The organism is Thiothrix subterranea (assembly GCF_016772315.1).
Taxonomy (GTDB): Bacteria; Pseudomonadota; Gammaproteobacteria; order Thiotrichales; family Thiotrichaceae; genus Thiothrix; species Thiothrix subterranea.
The window spans coordinates 1,467,518-1,483,209 of the sequence record NZ_CP053482.1; the positions used below are offsets into that span (position 1 = coordinate 1,467,518).

General features: G+C 53.7%; 16 protein-coding genes. 10 read left to right on the forward strand and 6 right to left on the reverse strand.

The genetic code is table 11. The features are described from left to right. Nucleotides 1–4: 4 nt before the first annotated feature. On the reverse strand, nucleotides 5–1,513 hold the full coding sequence (locus tag HMY34_RS07210; protein WP_202718583.1) for a phospholipid carrier-dependent glycosyltransferase: 1,509 nt from the start codon (nucleotides 1,511–1,513) through the stop codon (nucleotides 5–7). 162 nt (nucleotides 1,514–1,675) lie between these two features. Here HMY34_RS07210 and HMY34_RS07215 point away from each other — a divergent pair, with 162 nt between their 5' ends. The 8 genes from HMY34_RS07215 (at nucleotide 1,676) to HMY34_RS07250 (ending at nucleotide 11,234) form a co-directional block, all read left to right on the forward strand. Beyond that, nucleotides 1,676–2,143, forward strand: a complete 468-nt coding sequence (locus HMY34_RS07215; RefSeq protein ID WP_202718584.1) for a GNAT family N-acetyltransferase — start codon at nucleotides 1,676–1,678, stop codon at nucleotides 2,141–2,143. Between the two features lie 104 nt (nucleotides 2,144–2,247). Continuing rightward, a complete protein-coding gene (locus HMY34_RS07220) occupies nucleotides 2,248–3,375 on the forward strand; it encodes a thiolase family protein (protein ID WP_202718585.1) in 1,128 nt (375 codons plus the stop codon). Beyond that, a complete protein-coding gene (locus tag HMY34_RS07225) occupies nucleotides 3,372–5,663 on the forward strand; it encodes a 3-hydroxyacyl-CoA dehydrogenase/enoyl-CoA hydratase family protein (protein ID WP_202718586.1) in 2,292 nt (763 codons plus the stop codon). Before HMY34_RS07220 ends, HMY34_RS07225 begins: the two co-directional genes overlap by 4 nt. A gap of 32 nt (nucleotides 5,664–5,695) precedes the next feature. Continuing rightward, entirely contained in the window at nucleotides 5,696–7,360 is a 1,665-nt protein-coding gene (locus HMY34_RS07230; protein ID WP_202718587.1) for an AMP-binding protein, read from the forward strand. A 47-nt stretch (nucleotides 7,361–7,407) separates the two neighbouring features. Then, entirely contained in the window at nucleotides 7,408–8,169 is a 762-nt protein-coding gene (locus HMY34_RS07235; protein WP_202719148.1) for a PP-loop family protein, read from the forward strand. A 159-nt stretch (nucleotides 8,170–8,328) separates the two neighbouring features. After that, nucleotides 8,329–10,275, forward strand: a complete 1,947-nt coding sequence (gene acs, locus HMY34_RS07240) for an acetate--CoA ligase (RefSeq protein WP_202718588.1) — start codon at nucleotides 8,329–8,331, stop codon at nucleotides 10,273–10,275. Between the two features lie 333 nt (nucleotides 10,276–10,608). Beyond that, nucleotides 10,609–10,857 carry a type II toxin-antitoxin system Phd/YefM family antitoxin gene (locus HMY34_RS07245; protein ID WP_202718589.1) on the forward strand — a complete coding sequence of 83 codons (249 nt, stop codon included), beginning with the start codon at nucleotides 10,609–10,611 and terminating at the stop codon, nucleotides 10,855–10,857. Beyond that, nucleotides 10,854–11,234 carry a type II toxin-antitoxin system death-on-curing family toxin gene (locus tag HMY34_RS07250; RefSeq protein WP_228288004.1) on the forward strand — a complete coding sequence of 127 codons (381 nt, stop codon included), beginning with the start codon at nucleotides 10,854–10,856 and terminating at the stop codon, nucleotides 11,232–11,234. Before HMY34_RS07245 ends, HMY34_RS07250 begins: the two co-directional genes overlap by 4 nt. 128 nt (nucleotides 11,235–11,362) lie before the next feature. On the opposite strand, the gene HMY34_RS07255 is transcribed toward HMY34_RS07250, so the two are convergent. Both HMY34_RS07255 and HMY34_RS07260 read right to left on the reverse strand, forming a co-directional pair. Further along, complete coding sequence (locus HMY34_RS07255; protein ID WP_202718590.1) at nucleotides 11,363–11,698, reverse strand: HVO_A0114 family putative DNA-binding protein; 336 nt, start codon at nucleotides 11,696–11,698, stop codon at nucleotides 11,363–11,365. A 20-nt stretch (nucleotides 11,699–11,718) separates the two neighbouring features. Then, the gene (locus HMY34_RS07260; RefSeq protein ID WP_202718591.1) at nucleotides 11,719–12,006 is read right to left on the reverse strand and encodes a toxin-antitoxin system TumE family protein; all 288 of its coding nucleotides are present in this window, start codon (nucleotides 12,004–12,006) and stop codon (nucleotides 11,719–11,721) included. Between the two features lie 10 nt (nucleotides 12,007–12,016). On the opposite strand from HMY34_RS07260, the gene HMY34_RS07265 reads away from it, so the two are divergent. Next, entirely contained in the window at nucleotides 12,017–12,172 is a 156-nt protein-coding gene (locus HMY34_RS07265) for a hypothetical protein (RefSeq protein WP_202718592.1), read from the forward strand. Nucleotides 12,173–12,242: 70 nt separating this feature from the next. On the opposite strand, the gene HMY34_RS07270 is transcribed toward HMY34_RS07265, so the two are convergent. Then, nucleotides 12,243–12,785, reverse strand: a complete 543-nt coding sequence (locus HMY34_RS07270; RefSeq protein WP_202718593.1) for an Lcl C-terminal domain-containing protein — start codon at nucleotides 12,783–12,785, stop codon at nucleotides 12,243–12,245. 338 nt (nucleotides 12,786–13,123) lie between these two features. On the opposite strand from HMY34_RS07270, the gene HMY34_RS07275 reads away from it, so the two are divergent. Continuing rightward, complete coding sequence (locus tag HMY34_RS07275; RefSeq protein WP_202718594.1) at nucleotides 13,124–13,480, forward strand: endonuclease domain-containing protein; 357 nt, start codon at nucleotides 13,124–13,126, stop codon at nucleotides 13,478–13,480. Between the two features lie 239 nt (nucleotides 13,481–13,719). Here the strand turns inward: HMY34_RS07275 and HMY34_RS07280 are convergent, their stop codons facing one another. After that, nucleotides 13,720–13,863, reverse strand: a complete 144-nt coding sequence (locus HMY34_RS07280; protein WP_202718595.1) for an Lcl C-terminal domain-containing protein — start codon at nucleotides 13,861–13,863, stop codon at nucleotides 13,720–13,722. Between the two features lie 178 nt (nucleotides 13,864–14,041). Next, on the reverse strand, nucleotides 14,042–15,673 hold the full coding sequence (locus HMY34_RS07285; RefSeq protein WP_202718596.1) for an Lcl C-terminal domain-containing protein: 1,632 nt from the start codon (nucleotides 15,671–15,673) through the stop codon (nucleotides 14,042–14,044). Between the last annotated feature and the right edge of the window lie 19 nt (nucleotides 15,674–15,692).

Below are 15,692 nucleotides of genomic sequence, written 5' to 3' on the forward strand. Positions count from 1 at the left end.
CCCATCACTTAAACATCGCATCGTCGTTGGTCGGAATGCGCGGCGGTCGGGTACTTTTGTACAGCTCTAATACCCCGCTGTTCCGGCTACTCATCACGGGCGCAGTCCGCCAAGGGATTTCCACAAGCTTTTCATAACCTCTGCTGAGCATAACCCCGCGTAGATCCTGATTGGCTTTGGGTTGAATCAGGTTATTGAGGAAAACATAGCTAAACTTGCTGTCCCAAACCGCTTCGATCGCATCTTTTTTCTCGTATTTGCCATCCCGATTGTTGTCGATCCAGCCCAATTCTTTAATGTGATTCTGCGGCAATTGGCCAAACGCGAGGTAACGCATTAAATACGGATCTTCGCTGGCAATGGTGACATTTTCATCCAATGGCTGCGCCGCCATTGCCGCAATGATCGGGCGCACGTCCGGGTAAGCGGTTTCCATCTCACGCAAAAATCCATGATTCAGCCACACCATCCCCAACACCAAAACCGCGCCAAAAGCTTGCGCCGCCGGTTTGAACCGGAAGTGTTGCAGCCCCTGCCACAACCACCAAGCCATCACCGGCGTGAGGAAAAACAGCGCGTACACCAGATGCTTAAACAGCGAAATCATATTCTGCCCGTGCAAGTGGTAAGCCGCCAAGGGTAATGCCAACACCAGCAACACCAACAAAATCAGCGTGATACGGTCACGCAAGGCTTGCGCACGCCACCGCCACACCTGCCAACCCAATGCACCCAGCCACAACAACAGGGGCAGTGCCAAATACAGCGTTTCCATCCGCAAAATGAACGCATAATTGGCATTAACCCCGTGCGTGCCTTGGATCTGGACACGGTATAACCCCTGCAAATCCTGCCAATGCCACCCGACATACGCGCCCAACACCACGCTCATCCCCAAGCCAAACCAAACGCCCACCACCGGGGATAGCCACAACGCCACCAAAGTCAGCAACGGCACATACACCACCACAATGTATTTACTGGTGACAGCCAATGCACACAACACTGCCGCTGCCAACAACGCCAGATAACGCGCCCGACCTTCCTGACGGCACGCCAGCAATAAGGGGGCAAGCGACAAGCTGAAAAACGCCAAGGCAATAATGTCGTAAGTAGCGAACTTACTGATGAAAATATGCGTTGCCTGTATCGCCAATAACACCACACTCAACCAAGCCACCGCCACGCTATCGAACAACTGACGCGCAAACCGATACATGCCCACCAATGACAATAACCCAAACAACCCGGCTACGGCTCGCGCCCCGCTTAACCCGCCGAGAGATTCACCGATACCGAGGATGTACCAGTTCAAATTCGAGCCAAAAATGTAGAAATACGTCCCCCAAGCTTCACCTGCCAGCAATTGCTTGCCGACAAACAAATAATCGTATTCGTCGATATGCCCGCCGTTAAAACTGAGCATCAAACGCATGGCGACAGAAAACAACACACCGCACGCAATGGCGATGAAAAACACATAAGGCGTATTGCTGGGCTTTGGGGTTGCCACAAGCATTCTCCCTTGGATTATCGTTATAAAGTATTCACGGGATCGGCAATAGCGGGTAGCATCACGCCCTTGCTTAGGGTCATACTAATTAACAATACAGATAATCGCGATATAAAAACTGATGAATGGTGATGCAATTTCGGCACAGGAAAACCTAATCCCATGAACGCAACTAATAATATAGAATTCCACTGTAACCGCCTCGAAACCCTGTCTCCCCTCCAACTCCACGCCATCATGCTGGCGCGACAAACCGTTTTCATCGACGAACAACGCATCTGCTGCGCCGACACCGACTGGCACGACCTGCACGCTTGGCATTTAACCGCTTGGCACGAAGGCAAGCTCGCCGCCTACCTGCGCATCCTCGACCCCGGCAAAAAATACCCCGAACCCGCCATTGGCAGAGTTCTCACCACCCACGCATACCGGCGCATCGGTCTCGGTAAGCGCATTATGCAAGTGGCAATCGACCATTGCACCCGTCTCTACCCCGGACAAGCCATCCGCATCAGCGCCCAAGCCCACCTCGAAACGTTCTACACCCGCCTCGGCTTTATCACCCTTGGCGAGCAATATTTGGAAGAAGGCGTTCCCCACTACGCCATGCTGCACCCCACCGAGGCATAAACCATAACATCACAAATACCGCATTGATTTGACGCAACTAATGCCGAGTTCTAGTATCAACAATAACAAGTAAAAAATAAAACCGTACCGATGGAGGAACAAGCATGAAGAGCGTTGTGATTGCCGGGTACGCCCGCACTCCCTTTACCCCCGCCCACAAAGGCGCATTCGCCAAAGTTCGCCCCGACGATTTAGCGACCGCCGCCATTCGTGGTTTATTAGCCCAAACCGACCTAGACCCCCACGCCATCGAAGACCTGATTCTCGGTTGCGCGTTTCCCGAAGGCGAACAAGGCTTCAATATGGCACGGCTGGTCGCGCTGATGGCCGATTTGCCGTTCGCCATTGGCGGTGTCACCGTCAACCGCTTTTGCGGCTCGTCGATGCAAGCCATCCACCAAGCAGCGGGGGCCATCCAGATGAATGCTGGGGACGTGTTCCTCTGTGCTGGGGTCGAATCCATGACTCGCATCCCCATGACCGGCTTCAACCCCTCCCCCAACCCTGCCTTGTATGCCAAGCTGCCCGCTGCCTACATCAGCATGGGGCAAACCGCCGAAAACCTTGCCAAACGCTACGGCATTTCCCGCGCAGAACAAGAAACCTTCGCCGTTACCAGCCAGCAAAAAGCCGCTGCTGCCCAAGCTGCCGGACATTTTAACGCTGAAATCATCCCCGTTGGCGCAGTCACACAAGACGGTTGCATTCGCCCCGACACCACCGCTGCAACGCTTGCCGGTCTGAAACTGGCGTTCGATGCACACGGTACGGTAACAGCCGGAACCGCTTCCCCGCTCACCGACGGCGCATCCGCCACGCTGGTATGCAGCGAAACCTTCGCCCGTGCACACGGCTTACCTCTGTTAGCACGGATTCGCAGCATCGCCATTTCCGGTTGCGCCCCAGACATAATGGGCATCGGCCCGGTGCTTGCCACGCAAAAAGCCCTGCAACGTGCCGGTTTAACGCTTGCCGATCTCGACATTATCGAACTCAACGAAGCTTTTGCCTCGCAATCTATCGCTTGCATCCGCGACCTTGGGCTGGATGAAAGTAAGATCAACCTCGACGGCGGCGCGATTGCCTTAGGTCATCCACTCGGTGCAACCGGCGCACGCATTACCGGCAAAGCCGCTGCCCTGTTACAACGCGAAGGCAAACAATTTGCGCTTGCCACCCAATGCATCGGCGGCGGGCAAGGCATCGCCACGATTCTGGAGGCAGTGTCATGAACATCCAAAAAGTCGCCGTCATCGGCGCGGGTGTCATGGGTGCAAGCATTGCCGCACACATCGCCAATGCCGGTATTCCGGTGCTGCTACTCGACCTCACCCCCCCCACCCTCGACAACTTGCTGAAAGCCGACCCCGCGCCCTTCATGCACCCTAAAAATGCCCGGCTGATTACAACAGGCAATATTGAAAACGACTTGCCCGCCCTCGCGCAATGCGATTGGATTATTGAAGCGATTGTCGAACGCCTCGCCATTAAGCAAGATTTATACCGCAAACTGGCAAACGTGCGCCGTGCCGATGCAGTGGTTTCATCCAACACCTCCTCGATTCCGCTGCACGAATTGGTCGCAGGCTTGCCGGAAGATTTCGCCGCGCATTTCATCATCACGCACTTTTTCAATCCGCCGCGCTACATGCGTTTGCTGGAAATCGTCAGCAGTGCGCAAACCGATCCAGACGCACTGGCAACCATCACCCAATTTTGCGACCACAAACTCGGCAAGGGCGTGGTTGCCTGCAAGGATACCCCCGGATTCATCGCCAACCGTATCGGCATTTTCTGGATACAAACCGCGATACAGGAAGCGATTGCACTGGGATTAACGGTGGAAGAAGCCGATGCGGTGGTCGGCAAACCCATGGGCATTCCCAAAACCGGCGTATTCGGGCTTTCCGATTTGGTGGGGATTGACCTCATGCCGCACCTAATGCGCAGCATGAACCGCAGCCTACCCGCTGGCGATGCCTTGCTGGAAAAAGCCACTATCCCGCCCCTGATTCAAACCATGATCGACACCGGTTATACCGGGCGCAAAGGCAAAGGCGGTTTCTACCGGCTCAACCGTGACGGCGGCACAAAGATCAAAGAATCCATTAACCTGCAAACCGGCGAATACCACGTCTCGCAACCCGCCAAACTCGACAGCGTGAAAGCTGCCCGCGACGGTGGCTTACCCGCCTTGATTGCGCACCCCGACAAGGGCGGACAATATGCATGGCGCGTACTCTCGCAAACCCTGCGCTACGCCGCCGCGCTCGTGCCTGACATTGCTGACGATATTTGCGCCGTCAATACCGCGATGAAACTGGGTTACAACTGGAAATTCGGGCCGTTTGAGCTGATCGACCAGTTGGGAGCAGAGGCATTTGCGCAACGGCTTGCAGCGGATGGCGTGAGTATTCCGCCACTGTTAGAAAAAGCGCGGGAACAGGGTTTCTATCGGCATGACGCAAACTCAACCCACTACCTCCAACCCGACGGCACGTATCACCCGCTGCAACGCCCTCCCGGTGTCCTGCTACTCGCTGATCTCAAACGCCATGCCGAACCCTTGCTGAGCAACGATGCCGCCAGCCTGTGGGACATTGGCGATGGCATAGCTTGCTTGGAATTCCACAGCAAAATGAATTCCCTCGACCCGCAAATACTGGAAATGATCGAGGAAACCGTCGCCTTCATCCCGCAACACCACAAGGCACTGGTGATCTACAACGAAGGCAGCAATTTTTCCGCCGGAGCCAACCTCGGTTTGCTCATGTTTGCGGCTAAACTGGGCGGCTGGGATGAAGTCGATAATATCGTCCGTGCCGGGCAACGCGCTTACCAAGCCCTCAAATACGCCCCCTTCCCCGTGATTGGCGCACCGTCTGGCATGGCATTGGGCGGCGGCTGTGAAATCCTGCTGCACTGCGACGCGCTGCAAGCCCACGCCGAAACCTACGTCGGCTTAGTCGAAACCGGCGTGGGGCTGATTCCAGGTTGGGGCGGCTGCAAAGAAATGCTGCACCGTTGGACACAGTTCCCCAAACGCCCAGGTGGATTCCTGCCCCCCGTATTGAAATGCTTTGAAATCATTAGCATGGCAACCGTGGCGAAATCCGCGCAAGCCGCCCGCGATTACCTGTTCCTGCGCCCCGACGATGGCATTACCATGAACCGTGATCGGCTGCTTGCCGATGCCAAAGCCCGTGCGCTGGCAATGATCGACGGCTACCAACCGCCTGAACCACCCGTATTCCACCTACCCGGCGCAACCGCCCGTGTCGCCATGGAAATGGCAGTGAATGATTTCATCACGCAAGGCAAAGCCACGCCTTACGATGCGGTCGTCGCACACGCCTTAGCCACTGTGCTCAGCGGCGGTGAGACCGACATCACTGAAACGCTGAGCGAAACCGACATGCTGGCATTGGAACACGTACAATTCATGCAACTGGTGCGCAACCCTGAAACCTTGGCGCGAGTCAGTCACTTATTAGAAACGGGCAAACCGTTGCGGAATTAAAGCGCCCGGTACACGGGCAAGAGGAGGAGGAAATGGAAAAGTTATGGCTACAAAGCTATCCCAAACACGTTCCGGCAGCGATTGACACCCATCAATACCGATCGCTGGTGGATCTGTTTCAGCGCAGTGTGGCGCAATACCGCGACCGCCCTGCCTACAGCAATATGGGTAAAATCCTAACGTATGCGGAAGTTGACCGCCTGACGCAACAGTTTGCCGCTTACCTGATCCACGGTGCGGGGCTGAAACCCGGCGACCGCATCGCCCTTATGATGCCCAACCTGCTGCAATACCCGATTGCGCTATTCGGGGCATTGCGAGCGGGCTTGGTAGTGGTCAATACCAATCCGCTCTACACCGACCGCGAGCTTGAACACCAGTTGAAAGATTCTGGCGCAAAAGCCATTGTTATCCTCGCCAATTTCGCGCATACGCTGGAAAGCGTGATGGACGAAGTGGGCATTAAAACCGTTATTACCACCGAAATTGGCGATTTGCTGGGTTTCCCCAAATCGCTGCTGGTGAATGCGGTGGTGAAATACGTGAAAAAAATGGTGCCTGCATTCACCTTGCCGGAAGCCATCACCTTCAACCAAGCGCTGACACTCGGCAAACAATACGCGCACAACTTCACCGATACGCAACCGCAACACGAAGATGCCGCGTTTCTGCAATACACGGGCGGTACGACTGGCGTTGCCAAAGGCGCGGTACTGACCCACCGCAATATGATTGCCAATATGCTGCAAGCGGAAGCGTGGACGACGGAAGATTTGATTTCAGGCACCGAAGTCTTCATTACCGCCCTACCGCTGTACCATGTGTTTGCGCTGACGGCGAATGCCCTGTTTGCCTTGAAAATGGGTGCGAAGAATGTGCTGATCACCAATCCGCGTGACTTACCAGCTTTCATCAAAGACTTGGCACACGAACCGTTTACCTTCATCACCGGCGTGAACACGCTCTACAATGCGCTGCTGAATCAGCCTGATTTGCAAAAAGTGGATTTTTCGCGCCTAAAAATTGCATTGGGCGGTGGCATGGCAGTGCAAAAATTCGTCGCCGAACGCTGGAAAGCCTTAACCGGCGTGACCTTGCTGGAAGCTTATGGCTTGACCGAAACTTCCCCTGCCGTGTGCATTAATCCCGTCGATTTAACGGACTACAATGGCATGATCGGCCTACCCATTCCGTCTACCGACATCTCCATCCGCGACCTTGACGGCAATGAATTAGACGTGGGTGAAGCAGGCGAATTGTGGGTACGCGGCCCCCAAGTGATGCAAGGTTACTGGCAACGCCCCGATGAAACCGCCAATATTATGTCCGGCGACTGGTTACGCACCGGTGATGTCGCCGTTATCAATGAACGCGGCTTTATTAAGCTGGTGGATCGCTTAAAAGACATGGTGTTGGTTTCCGGTTTCAACGTTTACCCCAACGAAGTCGAAGACGTGCTGGCAAGCCACCCCAAAGTATTGGAAGCCGGTGTCATTGGTGTAAAAAATGAACATTCCGGCGAGGTGGTCAAAGCCTTCGTGGTCAAAAAAGACCAGAGCCTGACGCTGGAAGAACTCAAAGCCTATTGCCGCAAAGAACTTTCCGCGTACAAATGCCCGAAACAAATCGTGTTTGTGGAATCATTACCCAAAAGCAATGTGGGTAAGATTTTGCGGAAAGAGTTGCGGAATTGGTAACGGGGTAATACGCTGAATGCCCTTTATTGCTGGATGTTGCCGTGCCAATGGATAATGTCGCCCTTAACCGACCAGAATTCGTCAAACCACCCAAATCCCTGCTGAGCAAAGTCGGCAAAGCCATCGGGGAATACCAGCTCATCCGTGAAGGCGACCGCATTTTGTTGGGGCTATCCGGCGGCAAAGATTCGCTGGCATTGCTGCACTTGCTCAACCATTTTCAGCGCCACGCGCCGATCAAGTTTGAATTTGCGGCAGTCACGATTGATCCACAAGCCGATACGTTTGACCCCTCGCCACTGATTCCCTACATGGAAAGCCTGGGCATTCCCTACCACTACGTGCGCGAACCGATTGTGAAGTTGGCGGAAACCCACATGGATAACAGTTCCTATTGTGCGTTTTGTTCACGCATGAAGCGCGGTTTGATGTACCGTACCGCCCGCGAACACGGCTATAACGTCTTGGCACTGGCGCAACATTTGGACGATTTGGCAGAAAGTTTCCTCATGTCAGCCTTCCACGGTGGCAAACTCAAAACCATGAAAGCGCATTACCGCATTGATGCGGGGGATTTGCGCGTCATCCGTCCACTGGTGATGGCACGCGAACGCCAAACCGCCGATTTCGCCAAAGCCGCTGCTTTGCCGGTGATCGTGGAAAATTGCCCCATGTGTTTCGATATGCCAACCCAACGTCAACACATGAAAGAATTGCTGGCAGGTGAAGAACAGCAAAACACCAACCTGTTCAAGAGCTTGCTGACCGCGATGCAACCCCTAATACGCGAGGGTTTGGAAAATACGTAGAAGAAACCTGAATTGTTGACAATTATAGGCTTTTTCTACCATTCGGCTGGACACTTGCCCCAGATTGTATAAAGATATGACCCAATAATAAGGTGGCATCAGCTACTGGATTTAACACCGCAGCAGAATTACCCGACTAGAGATGAGGAGTCTTCCAGCATGACAGAAATGAAAATCTTCCCAGTACCCGCCGAATTTGCTGCCCAAGCAAACATCAATGCCGAACAATACGCCACGATGTACCAGCAATCGGTTGACGATCCGTCAGCGTTCTGGGGCGAACAAGCCGAAAAATATTTAAGCTGGTCAAAGAAGTGGGACACGGTTCTCGACTGGAGCTTTGGCGCAGATGACCTGCATATCAACTGGTTCACTGGCGGCAAACTCAACGTTTCCTACAACTGCCTTGACCGTCACCTCGACACCCGTGGCGACCAAGTAGCGATCATTTGGGAAGGCGACAGCCCGAACGAAGACCGCAAAATCACTTACCGCGAACTGCATACCGAAGTATCTAAATTTGCGAACGTGCTGAAAGGCCGTGGCGTGAAAAAAGGCGACCGCGTATCCATTTACCTGCCAATGATTCCAGAAGCAGCCGTGGCAATGCTGGCGTGTGCGCGTATCGGCGCAATGCACTCCATCGTATTCGGCGGTTTCTCACCGGATGCACTGCGTGACCGTATCCAAGATGCGGAATGCGGCGTGGTCATTACTTCTGACCAATCCATGCGCGGCGGCAAAAAAGTGCCATTGAAAGGCAACGCTGACAAAGCGATGGATCAATGCCCAACCGTTCACACCTGTATCGTGGTACAACGCGGTGGCGATCCGGTTAAATGGAACGACACTCGTGATATTTGGTATCACGACGCGGTAGCGGCGGCTGATGCGGATTGCCCGCCGGAAGACATGGAGGCGGACGACCCACTCTTCATTCTCTACACTTCTGGTTCTACCGGTAAGCCTAAAGGCGCGTTGCACACCACTGGCGGCTATCTGCTGCAAGCGGCAATGACCCACAAAACCGTGTTTGACTATAAAGACGGCGAAGTTTACTGGTGTACGGCCGACGTGGGCTGGGTAACAGGTCACTCTTACATCGTGTACGGCCCGCTGACCAACGGCGCAACCACGCTGATGTTTGAAGGCATCCCCACTTACCCAGATGCTGGGCGTTTCTGGGATGTGTGCGACAAGCACGACGTTTCCATTTTCTACACCGCCCCAACCGCTATCCGTATGTTGATGGGGCAAGGCGAAGAGCTGGTTAACCGCGCTAAACTCGACAAACTGCGCTTGCTGGGTACGGTCGGTGAACCCATCAACCCCGAAGCATGGCATTGGTACAACCGCGTTGTTGGTCGTGGTCGTTGCCCAATCGTGGATACTTGGTGGCAGACTGAAACCGGCGCACACATGCTGACCCCATTACCGGGTGCAACCGCATTGAAACCGGGTTCGGCAACTACCCCATTCTTCGGCGTACAACCTTGCCTGTTGGATGACAAAGGCGTGGAAATCGAAGGCAATGGCGTGGAAGGCTTGCTATGCATCAAAGCCCCGTGGCCTTCCATGATGCGCACCATTTACGGCGACCATAAGCGTTTCTATGAAACCTATTTTGCGATGTATCCGGGTTACTATTTCACTGGCGACGGCGCACGTCGTGACGAAGACGGTTACTACTGGATCACTGGGCGCGTGGATGACGTATTGAACGTTTCCGGGCATCGTCTGGGTACGGCGGAAATCGAATCTGCGTTGGTACTGCACCCGAAAGTTGCGGAAGCAGCGGTTGTTGGCTACCCGCACGAGCTGACCGGTCAAGGCATCTACGCTTACGTCACCTTGATGGCGGGCGAAGAAGGTACGGATGAGCTGAAAGCTGATCTGAACAATCTGGTGCGTAAGGAAATTGGCCCGATTGCCAAGGTTAATATCATTCAATGGGCACCGGGCTTACCGAAGACCCGTTCCGGTAAAATCATGCGCCGGATTCTGCGTAAGATTGCCGCAAATGAAATTGACGGTCTGGGCGATACCTCCACACTGGCTGACCCAAGCGTGGTGGATAACCTGATCGACTGCCGCGAAAACAAGTAAGACTAGTTTTCAAGAGTTGGGGAAGCGTTTGTCTTCTCCAACTCTTACTTAACGCTCACTTCAGCTTAATGCTGGACGCGCAGTTTTTGGACTTCTTCCAACGATAAACCTGCAATGCGGGCAATGTCTGCCTCAGAGATAACCCCCAACTGCAAAAGACCACGTGCCACTTCTTGGGCTTTCTTTAACTCACCCTCTAATCTGCCCTTCTCGATACCGGTCAGGCGTTCTTTACCGATGTAGCTCAGGTGCTTCGGAGCGTTTGCCTCTTGTTAAAATCACATAAAAGTGTGATAATTTAATCACATTTAAGTACACATTATCGGTGGCATTATGCAAACCCTGCTTACCCGCAAAACCATCTCCATGACCGAGTTACGTGAACCCGCCAAAGTATTCAATCAGGCTGGGGATAGCCCTATCGCTATTTTGAACCGCAATCAGGTAATCGGCTATTTTGTCCCCGTGGCTGCGGTTGAAAATATCCAGACCCGCGCCGCAGGGCTGGATGTCATCAAACAGGCTTTTGCCCAACAAAAAGCACGGCTTGCCCCTGCTTTGGTTTATCTTCGGGATAAATGATGGAGTTCGTGCTGCTAACGGTGGAGGATGTGGAATACCTCCACGAACAAGTGCTGTATCCGGGTGAACTGGCGGGGTCGGCTGGTGATAAGTCGCTGGCTGGCGTATTGGCAAGAGTGGAAAACCGTCTGGCTTACGGGATGATTAGCGATGCCTATGAACTGGCTGCTACCTATGCCGTGGTCTTGGCGGTCGGTCACGTATTCAACGATGGTAATAAGCGCACCGCTTTTACATGCATGAATATCAGTCTAGCCCTGAACGGCATTGAACCCACCTTTGATGTAATGAAAGCCGCTGATCTGATCATTGAAGCCGCCCAAGGTCGGGTGGATGAAGCCGCTTTAGCAGAATGGCTACGCCAAACTGCTACTTGAACTACACCGCGAGGCACGAAACCCATCATCCCCCAACACCATCAACACAACCACACGCTGAAGATGGTGGGATTCGCAGGCTCATCCCACCCTACAAAACATTATTCGAGTTTGACCCTTTCGGTTTCTTACGCTGCTTTTTTCAGCGTGAAATCGGTATGAATCGCCACGTAAGGTGTGCTGATGCCGTTTGCACCCTGCTCAATGACACCTTCGGCGAGCAAGACATCCAAGTCTTCTTGCAGATGCTGGGTACTCGCCCCCATTAAGCGGGATAATTCGGGCAAGCTGACGGGCTTGGTTTGTTGTTGCAAACACGCAATGATTTCCCAACGCTTCAGGGTAAATACTCTAAACAGTTGGGCAGGGGTGGCATAGGTTAATGCTTCGCCTTGATATTCAACGGTTTTCCATGCACGGATGGCACTTTGACGCATATCTCGCATGGCACTTTGTGAGTCCATGAGACTAATCGTTAAGGTTCTCATAGGTCATCTCTCCGTTTGGCAATGTCGTCATAAAAATCTTGCAGAAGCTGCTCGATATTGGTGAATTGATACGCTTCCTCGTGATCGCCGTAATGCCGATGATCACCTTTGGGTCGTTCATTATCATAACCAACCGTGCGTTCTCGGCTATCACCGTAAAACAAACGGTACTTATAACAGTGGGGACTGCCCAACACTGGCTGAGGCACCTCCCAAATGACCATTTCCATCTTTTTACCATCGGCAAAAGTGTGGCGTTTACGGTGAATTAATGTTGCTGTCATGTACCCAATAGTGGCAACAGCAATCCGGGTTGTCAATGAAGCTGGTGGGATTCGCAGGCTCATCCCACCCTACGTATTCGCTGCCAGCCAGCTTAACGCTTTTGCCAATGCATCCTCTGCGGTGGAGGCATTGCCGACCAACGCCCAGCCTGCATACGCGACGTAGGCATCCCTGCTGTAGCTGTTTCATTTCACGTCGGTACTCCTGTTGATTGAAAGGAAGGCAAAAAGCAAAATCACTGACCGGAACGAACTAACCGCACCGCAACATCAGCGTAACGGTCGTCCCAAACGTCACTACCGTCGTCGAAGTAGACAAACCAAGCGTCGGACGCATAATCTGGATAATTTACCACCGGACTGCTGCTCCAGACCCAATAGGAGCCACTGCCGGGAAACACCTCGGTATTAATGGCAGGGTCAACCCGGCAATGTTCCACAATACTACTCAATTCCTTCTGGTCGGGTACACGCCAGCCCTGCCCAGCGGTTTGTGCCAGATTTAACGCCGCTGCCCACTCCATGCCGTTGGGTTGCCCGGTACATTGGTCGTCCAGATAATGGGTTGCTGTGCCGTTGTCAGTAAAGGTTTGCCCTTCCAGACAGCGTTTCCACACCAGCCCCGTCATCTGATGCGTGGCAGTACCATCGCTGTTGAAGGTAAAGGCACTGGTCGGGGTGCTTTGCTCCATTGCGGTGTTGGTGCAGGTTTGGGCGGTTGCCAGCCCTGACAGCAATAGCCCACCCAGCAGGGCGCAGCTTAAAAGTCGTTGGTTCATTTCTCGTCTCCTGTTTCAAATTGATTACCCCTCACCCCAACCCCGCACCCAGCCGCTTACAGCGTCGTCCCTCAAGGGGAGAGGGGCTAAGAGAGGTTCATTCCGTTTCTGCGGTGCGTTTCAGCCAGCCGCACGCTTGTTTGCCTACCCGTACCGCTCCCGTCATATTCCTTTTGCTGCGATTTTAAGTATCTACACAAGTTTGGGATACCTCTTCACTGCATCACTCCGAACGTCCCCCCATCCCCAGCCTTTCCCCCACAAGGGGTGAAGGGGGCAAGAGGTGCTGCCTATCGGTGAATATTGCGTGGCAGGGCTAAGTTGTCGACACTGGTGGGATGGAAAAACAAAACAACAAGATACATCGTGACCTTGCCCGAAATCTACGCAAGAACATGACCACACCAGAGCAGCAGTTATGGGAAGCCTTGAGAAAACGCCAACTCGATGGCTACCGTTTTCGCCGTCAAACCCCATTGGGACGTTATATTGCTGATTTTGTTTGCTTGGAAGCACGTTTAGTGATTGAACTGGATGGCAACCATCATCATGAGCAGCAAGGTTACGACCGCGAACGCGACCATTGGATGCAACAACAAAATTTTCAGGTGCTACGTTTCTGGAATCACGAAATTCTGAACCATCAGGAAGTCGTTTTACAACAAATCTACCACGCTTTACACAGACAGCCGTAGCATCTCTTACCCCCTTCACCCCTTGTGGGGGAAGGGCTGGGGATGGGGGGACGTTCGGAGTGATGCAGTGAAAAGGTATCCCAAACTTGTGTAGATACCTATGGACAAGGTAGTCAGTTCATCCAGCAGTTTGCGTTCAAACTGCAACACCCCCGCCGACTTGCGCTTGTAACGGCGGCAAACCTTGTAAGCGTGGTAGCATTGTTGAAAACTGCCGAATTGTTCGCTTTCCATTTCTCTCACTCACCGGAACGAACTAACCGCACCGCATTATCATTGTTACGGTTGTTTTGTGTGTCATTACCGTTGTTGAAGTTGACATTCCAAGCGTTGGACGCTAACCCGCGCACTTCCCACCACCCCGCATAGCCTAACGGTGACACGGGGCAGCCTATTCATGCACATTGGCGGCGCGGGCACTCAGTGAGAAGGGTCACTTGCCAAGCCGCCACGGGCTGGCAATTCTGCCCCCACCGCTGGCGAGGGGGACAAAGCCAACCTCACCAGCCGATGTAACACCAATAACAACCTTCGGCTCCTAAACCATTGCAAAAAGCAAAATCACTGACCGGAACGAACTAACCGCACCGCACTACCACTGTCACGGTCGTACCAACCGTCAACACCGCTGTAGAAGCTGACATACCAAGCGTAGGACGCATAACCTGCATACGGTGTTCCCGACCAATACCACCATGAATTCGTATTCGGGAAGTAAGCCGTATCAATGGAAGGATCGCTGCGTGACAGATCGGCGATGGAGCGCAACTCGGTCACGCTCGGCATCCGCCAGCCGCTGCTTGCACCACACCAGCCTGCCGTATTGACCGCCTGCACGTAACCTTGTGTGTCGCATTGGCTGGTGGCGGGGCTACCACAACTACCGCCATTGGGTGTGCCTGCACCCCCACCGTTTTTGGCGTTATCTGTGTTGTACCAAGTGTATGTCCAGTCCTTGTCGTGCAAACCGCTATCATCGGTTTTCACTTCCCAGATCAAGCCAGTGACATTATCTTTCACACAAGCCCACGGGGTGCTGGCATAAGCGGCAGACTGGTCAGCCAGCGCCACCCCAGCGGAATCCAGCTTGGTAAAATTGAAACCCCGATGACCATCGGCATCATTATTGGTGGCTTGGGTGGCATCGCGCCCGGTTTCGGCATCCTGCCCCGGAAAACCCGCCTGTGGGCAAGCAGCGTTTGCTGAGGCATTACCGCATTGGGTAATGCCTGTGTCGTTGAGTTTGGCAGTGAGAGTGGGGGCAGCATTGACGGTGACAACCACCGTATCTTCCCCGCCCGCCCCGTTGTTATCCCGTACCACCAGCTTAAAAGTCAGGATTTCATCCGCCGTCACATCCGGCAACACCACTGTCGGGGTGGCGGTGGTAGCATCCTGCAATACCGCTGGCGTACCCCCAACCTGCTCCCAAGCATAGCTGACGATATTGCCATCCTCATCACTGCTGGCACTGCCATCCAACAACAACACTGCCTTTTCAGCCGCTGCAAAATCCTCACCGGCATTCGCCAGCGGAGCGGTGTTTTCTGCACGTACCACCACCGTGATTTTCCCCGGCTTGCCCGGTGACTTGCCATCGCGGACGGTGAAATTGAAAGAATCCTTGCCCACAAAGCCCGTTTTCGGCGTATAGGTGACAACATTGCCGCCCTTCAGCACCACCGTGCCGCCTTTTTTGCTTTTCTTATCCGGCTTATAGCTCAGGGTATCACTATCAACATCCGACCCAGACAGGGCAATCTCCCGTGCCGTGCTTCTGACTGCCAAGACTTCGCTGCTTTGCGCCAACGGCTTATCATTGCTGGCCTGCACCGTGATTGACACCGTGGCGGGCGACGAATCAAGTTGCCCGTCATTGGCTTTGAAGGTGAAACTGTCCGGCGAACCCTCTGGGCTGAAATAATCCGGGTCGGGGGTGTAAACCATCGCCCCGCGTTTCAGCGCAAGCTTGCCGTGGGCAGGCGGGCTAACGATGCTAAAGGTCAGTTTCTGCTTTTCCGGGTCAACCCCCTTGAGGGTAACGGGCTTGGGCTTATCTTCCTTGGTGATTAAATTCGCTGCGACGGCAACGGGCTGCTGGTTCTCCGCAGCCCAACCCATACCCGGCAATAACAATATTGCCGCCAAAAACACCCCAAGCCATTGGCTAAGTGAATACCCTGCTTTCTTCATGACAACAACCCCTAGTCAA

Coding starts and splice junctions, on each gene's coding strand:
- HMY34_RS07215 (WP_202718584.1), top strand. CDS start 1,676: ATGAACGCAACTAATAATATAGAATTCCACTGTAACCGCCTCGAAACC.
- HMY34_RS07220 (WP_202718585.1), top strand. CDS start 2,248: ATGAAGAGCGTTGTGATTGCCGGGTACGCCCGCACTCCCTTTACCCCC.
- HMY34_RS07225 (WP_202718586.1), top strand. CDS start 3,372: ATGAACATCCAAAAAGTCGCCGTCATCGGCGCGGGTGTCATGGGTGCA.
- HMY34_RS07230 (WP_202718587.1), top strand. CDS start 5,696: ATGGAAAAGTTATGGCTACAAAGCTATCCCAAACACGTTCCGGCAGCG.
- HMY34_RS07235 (WP_202719148.1), top strand. CDS start 7,408: ATGGATAATGTCGCCCTTAACCGACCAGAATTCGTCAAACCACCCAAA.
- acs (WP_202718588.1), top strand. CDS start 8,329: ATGACAGAAATGAAAATCTTCCCAGTACCCGCCGAATTTGCTGCCCAA.
- HMY34_RS07245 (WP_202718589.1), top strand. CDS start 10,609: ATGCAAACCCTGCTTACCCGCAAAACCATCTCCATGACCGAGTTACGT.
- HMY34_RS07250 (WP_228288004.1), top strand. CDS start 10,854: ATGATGGAGTTCGTGCTGCTAACGGTGGAGGATGTGGAATACCTCCAC.
- HMY34_RS07255 (WP_202718590.1), bottom strand. CDS start 11,698: ATGGACTCACAAAGTGCCATGCGAGATATGCGTCAAAGTGCCATCCGT.
- HMY34_RS07260 (WP_202718591.1), bottom strand. CDS start 12,006: ATGACAGCAACATTAATTCACCGTAAACGCCACACTTTTGCCGATGGT.
- HMY34_RS07270 (WP_202718593.1), bottom strand. CDS start 12,785: ATGAACCAACGACTTTTAAGCTGCGCCCTGCTGGGTGGGCTATTGCTG.
- HMY34_RS07275 (WP_202718594.1), top strand. CDS start 13,124: ATGGAAAAACAAAACAACAAGATACATCGTGACCTTGCCCGAAATCTA.
- HMY34_RS07285 (WP_202718596.1), bottom strand. CDS start 15,673: ATGAAGAAAGCAGGGTATTCACTTAGCCAATGGCTTGGGGTGTTTTTG.